This is a genomic window from Phycisphaeraceae bacterium, assembly GCA_020639155.1.
Classification (GTDB): domain Bacteria; phylum Planctomycetota; class Phycisphaerae; order Phycisphaerales; family UBA1924; genus JACKHF01.
In genome coordinates this window covers 1530861-1550764 of sequence record JACKHF010000001.1, presented here as the reverse complement: position 1 = coordinate 1550764, position 19904 = coordinate 1530861, and the positions used below count along the sequence as shown (strand labels likewise).

General features: G+C 56.0%; 15 protein-coding genes and 1 tRNA gene. 10 read left to right on the top strand and 6 right to left on the bottom strand.

Annotated features, from left to right (window positions below):
* Positions 1 to 168: 168 nt before the first annotated feature.
* Positions 169 to 1461, bottom strand: coding sequence for a trypsin-like serine protease (locus H6815_06560; protein ID MCB9860100.1), 1293 nt, complete (start codon positions 1459 to 1461; stop codon positions 169 to 171).
* A 406-nt stretch (positions 1462 to 1867) separates the two neighbouring features.
* Here H6815_06560 and H6815_06555 point away from each other — a divergent pair, with 406 nt between their 5' ends.
* Together H6815_06555 and atpG are read left to right on the top strand one after the other, a co-directional pair.
* Entirely contained in the window at positions 1868 to 2146 is a 279-nt protein-coding gene (locus H6815_06555; protein MCB9860099.1) for a hypothetical protein, read from the top strand.
* 170 nt (positions 2147 to 2316) lie between these two features.
* The gene (gene atpG / locus H6815_06550) at positions 2317 to 3195 is read left to right on the top strand and encodes an ATP synthase F1 subunit gamma (protein MCB9860098.1); all 879 of its coding nucleotides are present in this window, start codon (positions 2317 to 2319) and stop codon (positions 3193 to 3195) included.
* A 101-nt stretch (positions 3196 to 3296) separates the two neighbouring features.
* Here the strand turns inward: atpG and H6815_06545 are convergent, their stop codons facing one another.
* On the bottom strand, positions 3297 to 4355 hold the full coding sequence (locus H6815_06545; protein ID MCB9860097.1) for a MoxR family ATPase: 1059 nt from the start codon (positions 4353 to 4355) through the stop codon (positions 3297 to 3299).
* A 107-nt stretch (positions 4356 to 4462) separates the two neighbouring features.
* Here H6815_06545 and H6815_06540 point away from each other — a divergent pair, with 107 nt between their 5' ends.
* The 6 genes from H6815_06540 to H6815_06515 all read left to right on the top strand — a co-directional run bounded on the left by H6815_06540 (position 4463) and on the right by H6815_06515 (position 13315).
* Entirely contained in the window at positions 4463 to 5521 is a 1059-nt protein-coding gene (locus H6815_06540; GenBank protein ID MCB9860096.1) for a hypothetical protein, read from the top strand.
* A complete protein-coding gene (locus H6815_06535; protein ID MCB9860095.1) occupies positions 5518 to 7749 on the top strand; it encodes a hypothetical protein in 2232 nt (743 codons plus the stop codon). The genes H6815_06540 and H6815_06535 overlap by 4 nt, the downstream gene beginning before the upstream one ends.
* A 116-nt stretch (positions 7750 to 7865) precedes the next feature.
* Entirely contained in the window at positions 7866 to 8525 is a 660-nt protein-coding gene (locus tag H6815_06530) for a sigma-70 family RNA polymerase sigma factor (GenBank protein ID MCB9860094.1), read from the top strand.
* A gap of 401 nt (positions 8526 to 8926) precedes the next feature.
* Positions 8927 to 9883: a hypothetical protein gene (locus tag H6815_06525; protein ID MCB9860093.1), complete on the top strand. Its 957-nt coding sequence runs from the start codon at positions 8927 to 8929 to the stop codon at positions 9881 to 9883.
* A gap of 233 nt (positions 9884 to 10116) precedes the next feature.
* A complete protein-coding gene (locus tag H6815_06520) occupies positions 10117 to 11832 on the top strand; it encodes a hypothetical protein (protein MCB9860092.1) in 1716 nt (571 codons plus the stop codon).
* Between the two features lie 130 nt (positions 11833 to 11962).
* Positions 11963 to 13315 carry a SpoIIE family protein phosphatase gene (locus tag H6815_06515; GenBank protein ID MCB9860091.1) on the top strand — a complete coding sequence of 451 codons (1353 nt, stop codon included), beginning with the start codon at positions 11963 to 11965 and terminating at the stop codon, positions 13313 to 13315.
* A 77-nt stretch (positions 13316 to 13392) separates the two neighbouring features.
* Here H6815_06515 and H6815_06510 read toward each other — a convergent pair whose 3' ends face one another.
* The 4 genes from H6815_06510 to H6815_06495 all read right to left on the bottom strand — a co-directional run bounded on the left by H6815_06510 (position 13393) and on the right by H6815_06495 (position 16144).
* A complete protein-coding gene (locus tag H6815_06510) occupies positions 13393 to 13713 on the bottom strand; it encodes a hypothetical protein (GenBank protein MCB9860090.1) in 321 nt (106 codons plus the stop codon).
* Positions 13714 to 13877: 164 nt separating this feature from the next.
* Positions 13878 to 14567, bottom strand: coding sequence for a glycerol-3-phosphate 1-O-acyltransferase PlsY (gene plsY / locus H6815_06505; GenBank protein ID MCB9860089.1), 690 nt, complete (start codon positions 14565 to 14567; stop codon positions 13878 to 13880).
* Positions 14564 to 15262 (bottom strand): dTMP kinase, encoded by a 699-nt coding sequence (tmk, locus tag H6815_06500; protein MCB9860088.1) that lies wholly within the window; start codon positions 15260 to 15262, stop codon positions 14564 to 14566. Before tmk ends, plsY begins: the two co-directional genes overlap by 4 nt.
* 57 nt (positions 15263 to 15319) lie before the next feature.
* Entirely contained in the window at positions 15320 to 16144 is an 825-nt protein-coding gene (locus tag H6815_06495; GenBank protein ID MCB9860087.1) for a DoxX family protein, read from the bottom strand.
* 213 nt (positions 16145 to 16357) lie between these two features.
* Between H6815_06495 and H6815_06490 the strand changes: the two genes are divergently transcribed.
* Positions 16358 to 16440 (top strand) — tRNA-Leu (locus tag H6815_06490).
* A gap of 257 nt (positions 16441 to 16697) precedes the next feature.
* On the top strand, positions 16698 to 19892 hold the full coding sequence (locus tag H6815_06485) for a S8 family serine peptidase (GenBank protein ID MCB9860086.1): 3195 nt from the start codon (positions 16698 to 16700) through the stop codon (positions 19890 to 19892).
* Positions 19893 to 19904 lie beyond the last annotated feature (12 nt).

The following is a 19904-nucleotide window of genomic DNA, read 5'->3' as shown; positions in this document are numbered from 1 at the left end:
TACTCTCCTTCTCGAATCCAGTTGATGCAATGCAGCACAACAACGCGATGCACCAAGCAGCATCATCTGATCACCCTACAGGAAATCCGTCCAATCTGCAAGTGCACAGACATCCAATAAAAAACTGGGCCTGACCAGCCCAGCCTCGGCACGTCCTACTGGATGCTGTTACGGACATCCAGCCGCGTATTCATTTCCGAAACAGATGTAGTCGAACACGTTCAACCCACCGCTTCCATCGCAGTCGGCGTAGCTGGTGCCTGCTGCATACTCATTCCCGAAGCAGATGTAGTCGAACACGTTGAGTGAGCCGGAGCCATCACAGTCGGCGTAGCAGCATGTCGCCTGCGCACACACGCCCTGGGGGTTTGCGAACGCGTTCTGAAGCGCGGGAAGCGTAAGCGAGGTGCCAGAGTTTGCGCCAGAACCGCCCGATGTGCATCCGCCGTGCGTGTGAATCCCGATCGCCTCGCCGGTGTTGTCGTTGATCACGGGTGAGCCGGAGTTCCCTGATGTGGTATCCACCTGGTACTGCAGTTGTGTTCCATTGATTCCCACCCATGGCCCGGTATGCGTCTTCTGCGCACGGTAATACGTTGCGGGAACTGTTGAATCAGTGATGCCGCAACCTGTCACACGGATGGTTGTGTTTGGATCGGTTGGCGGGGGACCAAGCACAAATGCATCGCCCTGCGCCTCGTACGGCGTGAGACCTGTATTTGGGTTCGGGAAACAACCGAAGTAGTAGAAGTCGTTTCCAACACCTCCATTGATGCCCTGCCCTGAGCTTGTATCGACCGCATACTGATCATCGGGCGCAGACATCACAACCTGACCGGATGAAGTCGAGAGCGGTATATTGAAGTGTGCCTGACCATTCGAGAAGCCACAATGCCCAGCTGCAAGCAAACACTTCGCACAGTCATTGATCAACCACAGCGTGCAGTTTGCTGATCCGCCAGCTGTCCACCCTCGACCAACACGTGGATCATTCGAGAGCTGACGATCATCTGTTGATCCACAGATTGTGTCGATGGTCTCAAACTGACCTGCGAGAACCTGCGACACAGAAAGGAACGATGGATCAGCACCAGCATCGGCAACGATCTCGATTTTCACCGTGTCACCGTTGAAGTATGGCGATCTGTATCCCCACTGCTCCAGATGATGGGCTTGCATACGTATCTGCCCGCCGTCCTGAAGTGATGTGATGCGCAGCATCGTCGGCTCACCTCCAACTGGAGCTGCTCCGAGCTGAGCTGTATCAAAGTCCAGACGAAGCCAGTGTGCATTGGGCACCATGACGATGTCAGAAAACACAACTGCCCTTTCGTTCGTTGCATTGAACGCTAATCCCGACTCAACAGACGCCGCAACAAACCGGGAACTGGTGCTCTGAGCAAGCACACCTGACGAAATAACAAGTGTGCCAAGCACACATCCCACAACTCGTGCGTTCATAATGGACTCCCTGTTCTCCCCCCACCGGGACAAACAAAAGTGGATGCGCCGCAATCAAAATCTCGCGGCATAGGGCTGTTCGTCCATGATACAGGAAATGTTGCTGGGCACCAGTTGATTTCAGTCAGCAAAGCAGCCCGGCACCCCACTTGCGGTATGAACACAGATTTCGAACCGGAAATTATTGTTATAGGTCGTTGTTATGAGATTTTACTGAAATCGCGCGAACAGATTCCTGAGAGATAGTGTATACTAAGTTAGCGAGCGGTTACTTTGCCAAAGTACCCCTCGCTGGCTCACATCACTCGGATCACATCTCTGGTGGGACGATCCGAACAGGGACAGGAGAACACCCATGAAGAACATCATCCGCTCAACAACTGCACGCCGTCTTGCAATCGGAGCCATGCTCGGCACACTCGCGGTTACAACCACGGGCTGCAACAACGGGTACGACGGCGCGATCTCAGGTGCCGCTCTTGGCTCACTCGTGGGACTTGGTCTGGGGTCACTGACTGGTGACATGGGCAAAGGCGCTGCAGCTGGCGCACTCATTGGCGCAGCTTCTGGTGCGGTCATCGGAGATCAGAATGCCCGAGGCTCGGGGTACTACTCCGGCTATTCGGGGTACTCAGGCTATGGGAACTACGGCGGTGGGTACTCCCGTGGCGGTTACTGCAGGTAAGCCACGCCACAATCAACACGCTTTGTCCCCGTGCCCCTTCATGTCCCTCGTCGGGACGGAAGGGGCACATTTCATTCATGCTTTGTACGGCTTTGACAACGGCACAGCCGGTCGAGAATTGCCCTGAAAAGATATGAAAAAGCGTGAGACCAGCCTACCATCGCGACCCTATGGCACAGATCAGAGAAATCAAAAAGCGCATCAAGGCTGTCGCGAACATCAAGCGTATCACGCGCACCATGCAGATGATCGCAACCAGTAAGTTCGCGCGCGCCCAGCAGTCCGCCACCGCAACCAAGCCATACACCGAGGGCGTATTCGAGCTGGTGCAGGATCTTGCGGCTACCGCTGGCAACATCACGCACCCGCTGATCCACGGCCCCGATGGCGGGTTCAAGGATGGCGCGAAGGAACTGACACTCATCATGACGAGCGATCGTGGTCTGTGCGGTCCGTACAACGGGTCCGTCCTCAGGCTCGCGATGAAGCATCTGCGTGAGACCGACGCGGGTAGCGGCCACACCGAACTCATTGGTAAGAAGGGCGTCTCGTTCCTGCGGTTCAACAAGATCGACGTCTCAAACTCGTACGTGCTCGGCGACAAGCCGGACTACGAAGAAGTCGCACGCATCGCGCAGGACTACATGGACAAGTTCACACGAGGCGAGATCTCCTCTGTTCGTGTGATCTACATGCGATTCCTTTCTGTTGGTCGTCAGAAACCGGAAGTGCTGCAACTCCTGCCGCTCAAACCACCAGCGGTTCAAAAAGAATCGGATTCCAACATCTCCGCGCAGTACGAGTTCTCACCCTCAGCAGCAGAACTCCTCGGCGATCTGCTCCCGCAGACCGTCAAAGCAACACTGTTCCAGTGCATCAACGACGCGATCGTGTCCGAGCACGTGGCTCGCATGGTTGCAATGAAAGCAGCAACCGACAACGCTGGCAAGATGGGCAAGTCACTCACGCGCAAGTTCAACCGCGCCCGCCAGTCGCAGATCACGACAGAGCTGACCGAGATCATCTCGGGTGCTGCTGCTCTGGAATAGTTCAGCGACTCCACACCTGATACAACAGAACCGTGCTGCATGTCTCAAAGCATACAGCACGGTTTTTCTATACAGATTCGACTTTAATTGTAATGACGTGTTTAGTTTGCCGCCACCGGCAGTGTTGCGGTGATATCCGTAATAATCTGATCAGCATCAACACCCTGAGCCTGCGCCTCAAAGTTCAGGATGATGCGATGACGCAACGCCTGCAGTGCGCACTGGCGGACATCCTCGATGCCGGGCGCATAACGACCGTCCATCAGCGCGTTGCATCGTGCTGCGAGCGCAAGCGATTGTGCTGCACGTGGCGAAGCACCAAGACGCACGTACTTGTCGACCGTTGGTGTCGAAAACGATTGGTCCTGCGTTGACCCCAGTCTGAAGGCTTCTGACTTTGGATGGGTCGCAAGCACAAGCCGAACGGCATAATCCAGCACCTCTTTCGGCACCGGAACATTGCGGATAAGCGCCTGGTGCTGTTCGATTCCCTGCTGGCCAAGGACTGGCTCAATCTGCTCGAAGGTACTGCCTGTTGTCCTGGTGACAATGTCCGCCAGTTCGGCTCGTGAGGGCATCGACACGTGCAGCTTATAAAAAAACCGATCGAGCTGCGCTTCGGGGAGCGGATATGTACCCTCCTGCTCGACAGGGTTCTGGGTGGCCATCACGAAGAAAGGTCGCGGGAGTTCGTGTGATGTGCCGGCAACAGTTACACTCCGCTCCTGCATCGCTTCGAGCAGCGCAGACTGCGTCTTTGGTGTTGCGCGGTTGATCTCGTCGGCGAGCACGATCTGCGCAAAGATGGGGCCGCGTTCAAACACAAACTCTCGGCGTGTTGATCCCGAACTCGTCTCGGACTCTCGCACAATGGTGGTGCCGGTAATGTCGGCGGGCATCAGATCCGGTGTAAACTGAACACGACCAAACGCAAGCGAGAGGGCTCGTCCCAGTGTCCGCACGAGCATTGTTTTGCCAATCCCCGGCACACCTTCCAGCAGCACATGCCCGTTGCAGAACAGGCACACAAGCACGTCATCGATAACGTGCTTCTGACCAACGATCACACGACCAATGCGCTCACGGACAAGATCAAGATCGTGCCGAAATGCGTCGACGTGCTGGCGTGCCTGTTCGGGTGTCGAGAGATCAAGTTCCATGTGTGCCGATGGTAGCGCTTTGTGCCCTGAAGCGACTGTGCTCCCGGTTCAGCATCATCAGCATACAAACCGATCTATCATGAACCGGACACAATGGGGTGCGATGCATGATCAGTCCACGCAGAGTTCGCAGGATCAAACGAGTTGCTGGGCCAATCGCTGGCTCGATCGTGATCCATGCGTGCATCCTGAGTGTCATGGCACTACTTGCAATTGCATTTGCCAGACCGCAGGCTGCGGGACTGGGAACGGGTGAGGTTGTGCTGAGTCTTGACAACCCCATGCCAACACGGCAGGCGCAGGATCAGCCCAGCAGCACAAGCGACACGCAGTCTCCGCAGCCGCTTGATCTTCCAGCGCCGGGCGCGTCACTTGCTGACCTGACCAGCACCATCGAACCCAGCAACAGGAACACAAGTTCTATCCAGTCGCTCTTTGAATCGAGCAGCCCGTCGAACAACAGCGTCGGGCTTGACGCGATTCAAGGGCTGCAGCTCGACGCTGTGCCCGTTTCCGGTGTGACCTTCGCTGGAGTCGGCGCTCGCAGTGCAAAGCATATCGTGTATGTGGTTGATGCATCCGGTGCAATGCTGACAAGTCTTCCGTTCGTGCTTGACGAGGTTCGCAGGAGTGTCAACTCGCTCTCAAGTTCACAGAGCTTTGCGGTGATCTTGTTCCGCCAGCGGACCGGAACAGCGAGCGATGTCTTCCTTTCGTTCAATCCAACAAACCGATCGCGCACAGTGCTCGTCCGCGCGACCATGCGAAACAAGAAGTTGCTTGATGAGTGGCTTAACACCGTCACACCCGGTGGCAAGTCGAACCCGTCCGATGGTCTTGCTGAAGCATTGCGCCTCAGGCCCGATGTCGTGTTCCTGCTTTCCAGAAGCATTGAGCGGAGCGGCGGCGACAATGTGCAATGGGGCAAGGGCAAGGACGCGATACTCGCCGAACTTGATCGCACCAACCCGCGTACAGCGATGGGTACCAGACGTGCTGTGATCAAGACCATCCAGTTTCTCGACGAAGATCCGACAGGTGTTCTGCAGGCGATCGGTGCTGCTCACGGCGGCCAATGGATGCTGGATGGCACCACCCCGGTTACGAACGCAGACCGCAACGGATACGTGCTGCTGACACTCGATCAACTCAGGAATCGCAAGTGAAACCCTTTCTTCTCTTTGTTGGATTGCTGCTTGTATGCACCTCACTGACGCGCGCCCAGACGCTTGAGGAAGACTTCGAGCGCGTCGAGGACCTGAAAATCCTTGCGCAGCATCCGAAGAACGGCCCCGAGGCGCTTGACCAGCTTATCGATGCAAGACAAAGACTCATTGGACTGCACCCCAGTGATGAGCGCATCGCAACGTGGCTGCTCGATCAGGCAACCGATGAGATGAGGAGATTGTCGCTCTATGCAACAGACTCAACCGTCCTGCTCGGGATTCCAAGCGATGCGCAGCGAGCACAGGTCAAACGCACAGCAGAGACCGTGATCGCTCTGGTCGCTCGTGCTCGCAAGCAGGCGGCGCAGCGGGTTGCAGACTATGACCAGTTCAGCGAACTGACACCTGCACAGGAAGCAAATCTTGATCAGCTGAAGGATCTCGATCTTCCGATCCGTGTACCATATCTAGAGTCACGTGCCCTCCTCCTTCTTGCTGCATCGGACATGCGATTTGCTCAGTCGCCAGCCAGTGCTACGAAGGCTGTCGAGGGCGCAATCGCATCACTTAAAGGGTTCACGATACCTCCCAGCGGCGCAGAAGTTTCACGGAAAACAAATGTTGCGATCGCGCAGCTGATGATTGGTTCAAACGCCAGCACCAGCGCCGCAAGCGACACAATCGCTTCGATCGATGAGATGTACGCTGTTACAAAGAACCCCTCATCGCTCCAGCCTGATCTTGCGACCAGTGTCGAGCTTGCACTTGCACGTATGCTAGTGTCGGAGTTGAACGTAGATCCGTTGAGCCATTCCAATGACCAGCAGACCGGTCCATTCCACATGCTGCTTGAAACACGTCCGTTTGCGCTGGTCAACGGCTCAACGCAGGTCTTCAGAGTACTGGCGTATGACGCCAGAACCCGATTCCTGATGACACGGGCTACCAGTGTCACCGGAAACTCGGCGCTGCATGACGCGTTCATCGCTCGTGCGTGCAGCACGCAGATTCAGCTGCTTGATGATGATCTTGCGCTGGATCCTGATCAGCTCCGCGCGCTGGTAATGCAACGACTGCGCACAATGACCACAAGTGTTTCTGAGACACCATCTCTCCCACCGCTCGCAGAGTTGTGTGCGATCGCGACTCGCGCCAGCGCAGGCAAGAATCCAGCATATTTCGCGTCGATGATGCAGACACTTGCTGACAGGCAGGACGCGGGAGATACACGCGCACAAGCATTGTGGGAAGCTGCAGTTCTACACATGCGCGCGAATACCTCCTCGCATGAACTCCCGGACACATCTATTGATCTGCTCTGCGCATTGGCGACAGAGTTTCCTTACCACGAGTTGACACCCCGGGCGCTCAGTGCAGTGCTCCCGGTGCTCCATGATCGTGTAACCAGCGGCACCGGCACGCAGGAACAGCGCGATATGTACTCCAAGCTACTGGAACTCGCCTCACATACGAGCGAGGTGATCGAAGCAGACTACTGGAAGTACGAACTCGCACGGATGCTTCTGGACAACCGTCCGCAATGGGACACAACCGATCTTTCCCGTGCGATGGACCTGCTGGTTTCAATCGATACACAATCACAGACTTCGGAGCAGGCGCGAACGCTGTACATTGCAACAATCATGGACCAGCTCACCCAGCTTGATGTCAGTGCCGAAGAAGATGCGTCCAAGATTGCTGCACAAGCGACAGTCGCACTGCAGCAACTTACCAACTGGAACGACGCAAATGGAAAGAACTCGTTCCATCTGCGTCAGCTTCGCGCACACGCATGGCTGACTATCAATGACCCTCGCGCTGTCAAGGAACTCGAGCTGCTTTCCAGCCAGGACAAAGCCTCGATGCAATCCATGCCGGATCAGGGTTGGTCTGTGCGCGTGCTATACGCGAAGGCACTGCTCAACCACGACCAGATGGAACGTGCGTTTGATGTGGCACGAACAATCGCATCGGAACTCGATGCCGATCCAGTGGACCCGTCGCAATCAGCACGCCCCGTCTATTTCTGGCAGGCATGGGAGATCATGCTCCGTGTGCTGGCGATGCGCGCCGAGCGGGATCCGAGCACGCGGGATGCCACACTGGGCACGATGCGCACGCAGATGCTTCGACTCCGCCAGATTGATCCATCCCTTGGCATTGGGTTCGGTGTTCACCTTGCTGATATCATGGATTCCACTGAAAACGGCACCCGCCCACACCCATAACGTTCGCCGACTACGATCCACGCGTCCGATCATGCCGTCGCGAAACCCGCTCGGCACGCATCGGACAACAAGAGGGGAGCACGTGCGGTCATTGCCGCACACGCGCAAACACATCCATGGATCGAGATCGATTCGAACAACTCGCGCTCTCGCAGCTTGATGCCGTGTATCGGATGGCGTTCCATCTGACGCGCGATCCCGATGCTGCGTCAGACCTCGTGCAGGACGTCTACGCGCGTGCGCTCAGACCGAGAGCTGTTGCAGGGTTCGAGGATCGATCCGATGAAACACAGAGCGCCGAAGAAACTCCATCCAAACGCTCTCCCGAGAGCGGGATGCGATCGTGGCTTTTTACAATCACACATAATGTGTTCTACTCGAAGGTCAAGCGTGCAAGCAGAGCTCCCGCAGCCGTGGGCGAGTTCTTCGAGTCGTCAGACACGGAGCGGAGACCGGATCAACCTCTTCCTGCAACGTGTCTCGCGGACCTGAACTGGGATCATGTCGACGGCAGGCTAAAAGAGGTCATCGAATCACTCAAGCCCGAATATCGTGAGGTGCTCATGCTCTGGGGCATCGAGGGATTGAAGTATCGCGAAATCGGTCAGATTCTCGACATCCCCATTGGGACGGTCATGAGCCGACTGCATCGCGCACGAAAGCTTGTGATCGATGGGATTACCAGCGACGACAAACTGGCCAGTGATCTCGGAGTCGCACGACTTGCCTCTGGTTCTCAGCACGACCTGGACCTTGAAAGCAACGACAACTCGTAGGCGGTTGATCGTCGTATGGAAGTCGAGGCTCGCGCAGTTTGTGCCGTTTGGAGGGTTTGGGATGGGCCCTCAAACAGAAATCTGAAGTGCAGAAGGAATGAATCCCGTGGTTTGTATGTTCGATTGGCGGCTTGTGAGTATGGTGGCAACTCAGCTGGAGCAACGAGAGCAGTTGCACACTGGCTGAGACATCGCAAAGATGGGTGAAGTGCTTTCTGCTCCGGTCTATGCGGGAATAGACGGGGTTGGAGTTGGTTTGTCCTCACAGGGTTCTGCCTGACGACACGTTCTTCAGGTAGAGATCGTGGGACGCTTTGGCTGGCATAAGGATTCGCACGACCTGTGTGAACGAATGACAGTATGGTGGGTTTGGACTGGTGCGCAACACAGAACACACACATTTGGGTAACAGTTGGGATGACGCGAGTCTCGCGATGCTCCAGGATGAACTCTCGCAGATGTGCGAGTCAGAGCGTTTGCTGCTCATTGCGATGCTGCAAGCTGATGGCGAGCTTCCTGAGTTATTGCGTGACCACGCTGAAGTCTCTCGGTCGACACATCTTGTACAGGACGCATTACTGCTCCGCCAAGCTGTTGGCCGTGCGATGGCTGGGACTGAATCCCCCGCTCAGCTTCGTGCTGCGGTGAAAGAGATTGCACACTCGACCAATAGTATTGAAACCGCGCCGGTGCGCTCTCAGGAAGCCGTGCTCGGTCGAATTGGTCGCTGGGTGCCGCTTGCAATGGCAGCGGGGTTGCTTGTTGTCACTGCGGTCACGGTTCGCTCGTTCCTTCCGGGTGCTCCCATCCAGAGTGAAAATACTGCAAATGCAGGGTTTGCGTTGCGTCTCGCATCCGACTTTGCAACACAGGATGCTGTGCCAGCAAAGGATCAGACCTGCGGCGGCGACATTGACATCGTGAAGCGCTTTACGCAGATGCACCTTGGGTCTGACCCGGTGCTGCGAAACCTTGTCAGCGATCCAACCGTTCGCGTCATTGGACGTGATGCGTGCAAGATCCCGCCTCGCACAGGCGAGCCCTGTGTGAAGATTCGCCTTTCGGTCGCTTCTGATGATGACGCAGCCTCATCTGCAAGCCTGTTTATCACAAAGTCGCTGGCGTTTCTTCCGGAATCAGATCGCGACAACTCCAATGCAACGTCGGTATACAAGATCCCGATCTGCAGTTCAACTGCAAACAAGGCAATCACCGGCTGGCGAGCCGACGGGCTTTCCTACATGGTCGTTGCGCCTGACGAGAGCACAAACGAGATGCTCCGAAGCAGGCTCGGTGTTAATCTTCAGCCAGTGGAACTTCCTGGATGCGCTGGTGATCGCAAGCAAGGCGGTCGCTGAACTATCGAAGTTCGTACCGAACAAGTCTAACATTGCGCGACACGTTATAGGACCGCGCATAATGGCTCTTACATGACGATCCTGCACGCACCTCATTCGTACCATATGAAAAGCACACGACGTATCGGCTGACGCGAAATCATCCGATGGGTCACATGGTTGCTCATGTCAGCAGACATGCCGATAGTTCCTGCAGAAGAGCATTCAGAAGAACCTGCGATAGGGAGCAGACAATGCGCCACCTGAATCAGAGACAGGCAAGTTTCACAATCGCACTCTTTCTGCTTAGCGCGGGAAGTTCGACTGTGCTCGCCCAGAATGCCCTTGATGCAAATCTTCGGCAGGGATCTGGCGGCTTGAACTCGCCCGGACAAAGCCCGCTACAGCCGTATCAGCAGGGCAATGACGTCGTCACCGGGAATGCAACAAACGGACGTGCATTCCGTGGAGATGTCGGGTACGGTGCAGCTGGTGATTTCCGTGGAGACCTGGGATCCAACGATCTTTTCACATTCAGACGTGATGCATTCCTGTCCGGCTTGATCACCTCGGGGATTGGAACACGCGAAGCAGTTTCGCAGCTTGCAACCTCAACTCTGGGACAGGGTACCTCAACCCCACTTCAGGCATTTTCTTCACTTCCACGATCTGGGGCTGGCTCGTTGTATGACGCGCGAACACGAACAATTGAGCAGACACCCAGCCTGCAATCGGCATTCGGAAGTTTCAAAGGCATTCCCCAGATCTCAACGGGGCTGGCAGGCATCACACAACAGCAGAATGGCGATACCGGTATACAGAATCCCTTGGCTGTAGAGAGCGGCTTTGCTCTTTCCGGCGAACCAAATGAGACCTCGGATGCAAACGCCGACTGGCAGGTTGGCAACCAGATCATACTTTCGTTCGGTGATCAGCTTCGAACCCGCTCAAATGAGACAGTCACGTTAACGCAAGCGCAGGACCGTATTGCACAGTTTAATGCACAGGCACTGGCAAAGCCAGGCCAGCCGTTGTACAACCCTCAGTTCAATCAAACTCCAATCAACCCATTCACAGAAGAGAGTGCATACGCCTCCATACTTGATCAGTTCAGAAACAAACCACAGGAAACATCGACGGGCCAAACATGGGAACAGCAACTGAGCGACGCTCTCGCGAAGTTTGATGAGGAGATTGCCCAGTCAAGACAGCTCGCTTCGATTAACCGCAAGCCGGGCGAATCAGAACCGAGTGCGACGCAAGGAATGGGCTTGAGATCCGATATTGATCCGACTGGAGCTGCCCCGTCGCTACCAAAGTTTTCGACACAAGCAGAAGAAGACTCGCGCGAGTACTTCAGCGCAATTACCGGCGAGTACATCGGCAAGCTCGCCCTCTCACCCGACTTTGTCCGCTCCATGTCTCAGGATGTTGGAGCGATCAGCACACTTGTGCTGCAGACCTCCGAGACGATGGCATCGGTCTATCGCAACGAGATGGAGTCAGCCCAAACGGAACTGAAAGCAGAAAGGTACTTTGCTGCTGAGGAGCGTTTCAAGCGTGCGATCAACGCTCAACCAGCCGATCCAATGGCACGTATCGGGCGGGTGCATGCCCAGCTCGGTGCCGGACTGTATATCTCTGCTGGAATCAATCTTGTCGAGGTGTTCAAGACACATCCCGAGCTTGTCGGTATTCGATACGACACAACGCTCCTGCCATCCGCCAGTCGCTGGAACTCGATCAAGGATGAGCTTCTCAACGCGATGAACACGCCCGGCAGTCTGGCAACGGAAGCGTCCATGCTGTATGCCTATATGGCCTACCAGTTCGGGGACAAGGAAGCAGTCATGCTGGGAGCAACAAGAATGGTGGAGCTCAAGCCGGACGACAAGATCTACCGGCTTGCTGCAACGGTATGGGCATCATCATTTGACAGACCATCTGAGTCAGCCACACCCGAGCGCTGATACGCACGCATTCGCAAAAAAAGTTGATCCTTTGCAGATGTAAGCAGGAAAGAATCCAACCTATCGTTGCGCATATTGCCGATGCGATGGAAGCGCGTTCCAGCTTCCACTTTATCCAGCAGCAAGCTCCATGCCCGATACAGATCCATCTCACTTGATGCTTCGCGAGATCAACGCGACGTATGAGCTGACAGCGATGATCGCTGAAGCACGGAACCTCGACGAGGTTGTACGGATCGGTCTAAAGCTTGCAATCGAAACACTGGACCTTGACGCTGGTGCGGTCATGCTCATGAACGAGGACGCGGGCGCACTCCGGCCGGACGAAGCGGGGCTGGAACGCAAAGCCTCGCACGCGCTGAGCGCAACATGGCTTGCCAGCCCGCGACCGCTCTCCCACAACCGCGAGTTTGATCGGCTGGCCCTCTCAGGTCAGATTGTCACAATAGAAGACCTGTTCACTGATCCTCGTGTGATGCTGACAGACGAGGTGCGTCAGGAAGGGCTGCGCAGCGCCATCCATGCTGGCATGATCTTCCGTGGCAGGCCCGTTGGTGTGCTGAGAATGTACAGCAGGCAGCTTCGTACGTTTTCCGAGTCCGAAGTTCGTCTTGCGCGTGTCATCGGCCAGCAGCTTGCTGTTGCAGTCGAGCAGGCAAGGCTTCTGCAACTCCAGCAGCATGAGCGGCAGATCCAGCAGCAGCTCTCGCTCGCTGCCGATGTCCAGAGACGCATGCTCCCAGGGAGCGTGCCCACGGTGCCCGGCGTACAGATTGCTGCCCGATGGACCCCAAGCCTCGAACTCGCGGGGGATTTTTACGATTTTCTGGAACGCAAGGACCCCGATCGCATTGGTTTCCTAATCGGTGACATCGTCGGCAAAGGGGTTGCAGCTGCACTGCTCATGTCCATGGTGCGATCATCGTTCCGTGCGCACACCAGGCGCGATATCGACATCGATCAGGTCATGACGCTGCTCAATCGCGACATCTGCCGTGACACGGTCGAGGGAGAGTTTGCAACCTTGTTCTATGGCGAGTACAACCCGCAAACTCGTACGCTGCGTTACGCATCCGCTGGGCATGATCCGGCCCTTGTGTATCGCGCAGATTCCGGCAAGGTAGAACTGCTCCATCGCACAGGCATGCTTATGGGAGTCATAGCAAACTCAAAGTACGCGATCAACACCTGCCAGCTCTCTCCCGGCGACACGGTGTTTCTGTATACGGACGGCCTGACCGATGCACACAACTTTGACAAGGAACGGTTCGGGCGAGTTCGATTGATGGAGTCACTTGTGTTCGCACTCCATGAGCATCGTGCATCGCCGGTTCGTGTCGCGCTTGACACAATCTTCGCGCAACTGCGCAACTTTGCGGGTCTAGCAAAGCGCCCGGACGACCAGACCGCGATCCTGATGAGAGTAAATCCCGATGGCACATCTGATGCATCACCCGCTGACTGGATCAGCGAGCACGCGTAGTGTGCAAATTGCCCGTAGCGCGGCGGGCTCCTCGGCTGAGCCCAGCACGCGCTGAAAGTTTGGGATTCGACATATTCTTACGCAACCCGAGGACCGTCACCGCCGGGCGGTTCAATGCCGAATCGATCGACAAGGTTGCGGAGGTTGTCCAGACGGCGCTGGGTGTGCTCAATCGCATCGAGCGCTCGCTGGCTCGCTTCCGAACCAGCCGCTGCTTCTGCAACAGGCCGATCAACAAAGAGCTTACCGATCACCCCAGATCCACCCGCCATAGCACCAGCCACCGCTGGCAACATATTGGATCGTTCAAAGGCATGCCGCCCTGCAAACTCAGCAAGCACAAATCGCGAAGCGCGTTCGTACTCACCTGTATGCTCGCGTGGTTTGCGGGGGTTCATGGCCGACACTCCATCCTGGCTGGCATCGTGCGCGTCCGTGCGCGCCTCTTCACCGGCTCATCCAGATCGAACATCGGATTGATTCAAGTATCTGTCGACTGGAAACAATCACACCAGCGTAATTTCCGCGCGATCAAGCCCGCACAACCCGCACAGACGTTCCATCATCCCATGCTCTCAGCGTTTTCAGATTGCGGCGCTGCGGACGAACCGAACTTCGGCTCTGTTCCCGCAAGTGTGCGTGCAAGGTTTCCCCGATGTTTGTAAATAACAAGCGCAGCAATACCAGCAAGTGTGATATAGAACGGAAGCTCATCAAACCTTGGCATCAGACTGCCAAGCACCAGCGTGCCGAGCAAGAGAAAAAGGGGCATGCTCAACGCTGCAATGCATGACGAGATACCAACAAGCATTGTTGATTTCAGCACAACGACAAAGACACCAAATGCGCAAATCGCTGGCACCGTAAGAACAGGAAACACGCCGAGCAACGAACCAAGCCCTGTCGCAACCCCCTTGCCACCCTTGAACCCAACAAACGGCGAGAACATGTGCCCGAGCACGCTCGCCACCATCACTGCCAGCCACTGCCAAGCCGTCGCAGTGTCGATCTGTGATGCCCCAAGAGCGCCGAGGAAGTAACCTCCAGCGAGCGTCGGAACGAACCCTTTGAGCACATCGAGAAGAAAGCAGAGAGCGCCGGGCTTTTTCCCAACAACGCGCATGACGTTGGTTGCACCGATATTCTTCGACCCGTGCTCTCGAATGTTGATGCCGTGCATCCGCGCGATGATGACACCGAAGGGAATAGATCCACTGAGAAACGCGATCGCAATAGCAACAGCGGTTATCATTGATGGATATCCGGTGCGAACTTTCGCTGCAGTGCATACATCAACGATGCAAAGACTTCATCCTCACCGACGCTCGCGTTGATCACAATGTGCCCATCAGGATTCTCTCGCGCCTGCTCGAGGTATCCCTCGCGAACCCGTTTGTGGAACGCGCTGCCCTTGGCTTCCATGCGATCAAGCAATGGATTCAGCCTGCCAGCTGCCGCTTTTTCATCCACATCAAAGATCACAACAACATCCGGTGTTGCCCCGCGGGTCACAACATCCGCAACTGCACGGATCTGGTCCATGCTCATCTGTCCAGCGGTGCCCTGATATGCAAGTGTGGACGAGACAAATCGATCTGCCAGCACAAGCTCTCCCGCATCGAGCGCTGGAACAATCCGTCTGGCAACGAGTTGTGCTCTGCTTGCCATATAGAGCAGCATCTCGGTCTCGACCGCGATGTCCTCATCTGAATGATCAAGCAGGAGCGTTCTGATCTGCTCACCGATCTGGGTGCCGCCCGGCTCGCGCACCTCACACACGGGTACACCAGCCATCTGACATGCCCTGGCAAACCGGTGGAGTTGGGTTGATTTTCCCGATCCGTCAGGTCCATCGAAAACGATAAACCTGCCACCCAGTTCGCGCAGCCACGACATGCCAGAGGCATTGCTTGCGTGTTGTTCGCGCTTTTCTGTGGTCATTGGCACGAGACAGTGTAGAGATGCAGCACACAACCCGCGATCTGTCGGCTGATACATTCAGACTCAGTCGTCATCCTCATCGTCGTCATCATCATCAAAGTACGGGCTTGGGCCGGGGTTAAACAACCGACCATCCACGCTGCAGGACCCTGGCCCACTGAATAGCACGGCTGCTGAAGCTGCAAGCAAAGCAAACTGCCAGAAAAGTCCTTGCCATGCTGAAACATCCGCCCAGTTGTTGTTGGGGAGAAACCCGAGCAGGGCGTCACCATTCTGGATTGCAGGACCAAACTGCGTCAGCCACATCGCGCCGAGCATCGCACCAATTAGACCAAGTGCCGCAAAGCGCGTCATCAACCCAATAAGCATGAGGAAACCGCCAAGGAACTCTGTTCCCACCAGTGCGAGTGCAAAGACCTTTGTCATCGTTGCACCTGAGAGTGCAGCGGGCCAGATCGGCATTGGTGTACGCGTCGACAAGACCGATGTAGCGTCGTCGATTTCCGAGGTTGGGGGTTCCGAACCATTGTCAGGCTGACCAGTTGTGTCGGGTTCCGATGTTCCAGCAAGTGGGAGCGGTGTCTGATCTTCAGACGTGTTTGCATCAGCCGAGGATGTCACTGGCACAGGCTTTGGATGCGCAGCATTCTCAAGAAGCAGTTGAATGGACTCGTGGCGCTTGATCATTACGGCAGCTACTTCCACCCCATCAGCAGGAGGTGGAAACACATCGAGCTTCACAAGCGTTGCGATGTCTGCCTGATCAGTCACGGGGACTTCGCCGAACTTGATAGCGCCAGCCCACATGAATGTGATTGCGAGCATCAGCCGCAGAATCAGCGGCGAAAATGAGAGTGCGAGACGTTCGCGGAGTGGTTTTTTCGACATTCGAACTTCCTGATATCTATATGCGCATTCACGGATCGCACGAACTGGCTGCTACCCCAAGTGTAAGCGATCATGGGCACTGGCCGATACGATCATACAGTTTTGCGGCGCTCGGGTACCGGTTCCTCCTGATTGGCGGATTTTGCAGGTGAGTTTCGGACGTAGGCCGGACATCTGCCACTTCCAGCGCAACAATCGATACCCAGGTATCCAGCGGGTGTGGCGGAACTGGCAGACGCGCGAGATTTAGGTTCTCGTGGCCTTTGGCCTTGCAGGTTCGATTCCTGTCACCCGCATTCCCCACCAGCATTTATCAAGCAAGACCTATAACCAAATGCGAGGTCTCGCTCTATGTCAGACTTTGCCTGTTTGCGGATCATCCTTTGTTATTGAGCACACAGCCAGCGTAGAAGGTCGATACAGCAGGTATTCTTCCGCATGTTGGGCCTCGCAAAGTGCCCCGTGGAGATGTTTGTTTCGGAGTCGGGCGCGGTGCCCACTCGGTCGGGTCATCGTCACTCCTCACATCAGTTGAAGAACGGAGAGAAACCAAATGGTACGGAATCGTCTTTGCACACTCGGGCTGAGCGCCCTCTCGCTGGTGCTGATCGCGGGTACCGCTGCAAGCGCAGACGACTATGTCGGCGCATCAACGAGCGGGAGCGTGACATCGCTCACATTCAACCATGGTCAGCAGTTCCATCAGACCAACAACTTTGTTTCGAACCTGCGCTCCATCGCGCTGCCCGGTTCGGATTTCTATGTGTTGTGGGATGAAACATCATCCACAGGTCAGATGTCCCACTACTACGCACTCTCCAGCGATGGGAACTCCATCAATGGTCGCGTACATCAAACAAGCTACACAGTCAGGCTGCGTTACGCCAACTTTGATCCGATGACCAGCACACCCGCGCTCCCCGATGGACTGCAGGCTGGTGCGAACAATGATGTCTACATCGTTCAGTTCTGGGGTACACCCACCCAGTCCGTGCGCGATCAGATCGATCAGTTCGGTGGCGAGATCTACCGCTTCCTCTCTGATCACTCATTCATCGTGAAGCTCGATGCAAATGCGAAGGCTCAACTCCAGAACCAGCCGTACGTTCGCTGGATCGGCGACTTCCATCCCGCGTATAAGCTCAGTGACAGCCTGCTTGGCATTGCTGCGGGCGCGATTGATGACGACATGCCACCGATGGTTTCCATCGAAGTCTTCGCCCGCGGCGAAGAGCAACAGCGCAAGGTCGCTTCGGTCCTTCGCAACGCGGGAATCGAGGTCAGCTCGCTCAACGGGCGTGGGTTCCGCTTCCAGGCAGCGCTCACATCGAACCTGCTGACACAGATCGCTTCCATGAATGAGGTTCACTACATGGACCCATGGGGTCCCGGTGAAACTGACATGGATATGACGCGCGAAATCACCGGTGCAAACTTCATCGAGAACACACTCGGCTTTTCAGGTCAGGGTGTTCGCGGCGAGATCTTTGACACGGGCATCATCGCAAACCACGTCGACTTCCAGAGTCCACAGCCACCATTGATGCACGGCACGCCAGTTGCTGATTCGCACGGCAACGCATGCTATGGTGTGAACTTTGGCACAGGCACAGGCAACCCGCTTGCTCGCGGATTCATGCCCGACAATGAGCAGGGCATCTTCGCACAGTACTCTCAGGTCACCCAGTTCGGTGGTGCAAAGCCTCGCCATGATCTCACAGCAGAATCAGTCGATCCGAATGGTCCGTATCGCGCTGTCTTCCAGACATCGTCCGTCGGTAGCCCGCGCAATCTCGAGTATTCCACCATCACTGCGGAAACAGATGATTATCTCTTCCTGCACGGATTGCTGTCGACACAGTCGCAGTCGAACTCCGGCACACAGATGTCGCGTCCACAGGCGTGGGCGAAGAACATCGTGTCTGTTGGTGGTTTCTATCCAGAAGATACTCTGACACGTGCTGATGACCACTGGTCTGGCGGCGCATCGATTGGACCGGCAGAGGATGGTCGTATCAAGCCCGATCTTGCCGCATTCTACGATGACTCGTTCACAACCTATTCGACATCACCGACCGGATACGGCACATTCAATGGAACATCCAATGCAACGCCTGTCACAGCGGGCATGTTTGGTCTGTTCCACCAGATCTGGCACGAGGGCGTTATCCCCAACGGCGGCGGCGGCAGCACTGTCTTTGACAGCAGACCGAAGATGACCACAGCCAAGGCCATCATGATCAATACCGCATACCGCTACAACTGGCTCTCTGGCGGCCCCAACGGCGATATCAATCGAAACGTGCAGGGCTGGGGTATGGCTGACCTCACTAATCTCTACAACGCACGCACAAAGTTCAACTTCATCGATGAGACCGATGTCATCGTCAACGGCGAAACCAAGGTCTATTTCTTTGATGTTGCATCAGGTGAACCTCAGTTCAATGTGACATTGTGCTATGCGGACCCGATGGGTACAACAAGCTCAAATCAGCACCGCATCAACGACCTTTCCCTGCGCGTCAGTGCACCGAATGGTGATGTCTTCTGGGGCAACAACGGTCTGACAGCGAGCAACTGGTCAACCCCTGGCGGCTCCAGCAACACCAAGGACACTGTCGAGAACGTGTTCGTGCAGAACCCTGTCGCTGGCCAGTGGGTTGTGGAAGTCATCGGCGACGAGATTGTCCAGGACGCTCACACCGAAACATCAGCCGTTGATGCTGACTTCGCACTCGTTGCTACCGGTGCTGCTGGTGCGCCAGCGGCGCTGTTTGTGTCTCTGAGCGGCAGCGTTCCCAGCCTCGTCGCTCCGGGCACACCGGTTGACGTGCAGGTGAAGATCGATCCGGGGAACGACACCATCGTTTCCGGCACAGAGAAGCTCTATTACCGCAGCAGTTCTGCTGGTGCGTATACCGAGGTCGCACTGTCAAACATCAGTGGCAATATCTGGGGCGCAACACTTCCCGGATTTGATTGCGGCGATGAGCCCGAGTTCTACGCGTCTGCAGAGGGTGTAAACACCGGTGTCAAGACCACACCTCCAAACGCCCCAACGAGCACATATGCGTATGAGATCGGCACGATCGCAACCACCACGTTCTACACACAGGACTTCGAGTCCGGTCTGCCTGCTGGCTGGAATGCAACCGGTCTGTGGGGTATCGGCACAGCGTGCCCCGCTGGCGGCTCGCCGTGTGATGGTCCGAACTATGCGTATTACACGCAGCCGGGAACCTGCACGTTCAATACAGGTGCTGCAAACTCTGGTTCACTCACAAGCGCACCGATTGATCTGACGGGCGCTACCGCTGCAGAGCTCACGTTCTGCTACTCACTCCGCACCGAGAACAACAGCAGCTATGACCAGTTTACCGTCCATGCCAATGGTCAGCAGTTGACGCAGTTGTCCGATTCCACCAACTGGACAACAGCAACCGTTGATCTGTCTAACTTTGCAGGTCAGATGGTCACACTGGAGTTCCGTTTCGACACGGTCGATTCGATCCAGAACGACCACGAGGGACCGCAGATCGACGGCCTTGTGATCTCTACTTCGATGGTCGAGTGCAATGGCTGCTATCCGGACTGCGATGGTAGCGGCTCGCTGAACGTGTTTGACTACATCTGCTTCGGCAACGCATATGCGGCAAACGACCCATACGCGGACTGCGATGGCAGCGGATCGTTCAACGTGTTTGATTACATCTGCTTCGGCAACGCATACGCGGCAGGCTGCCAGTAAGCTTGCACCGAA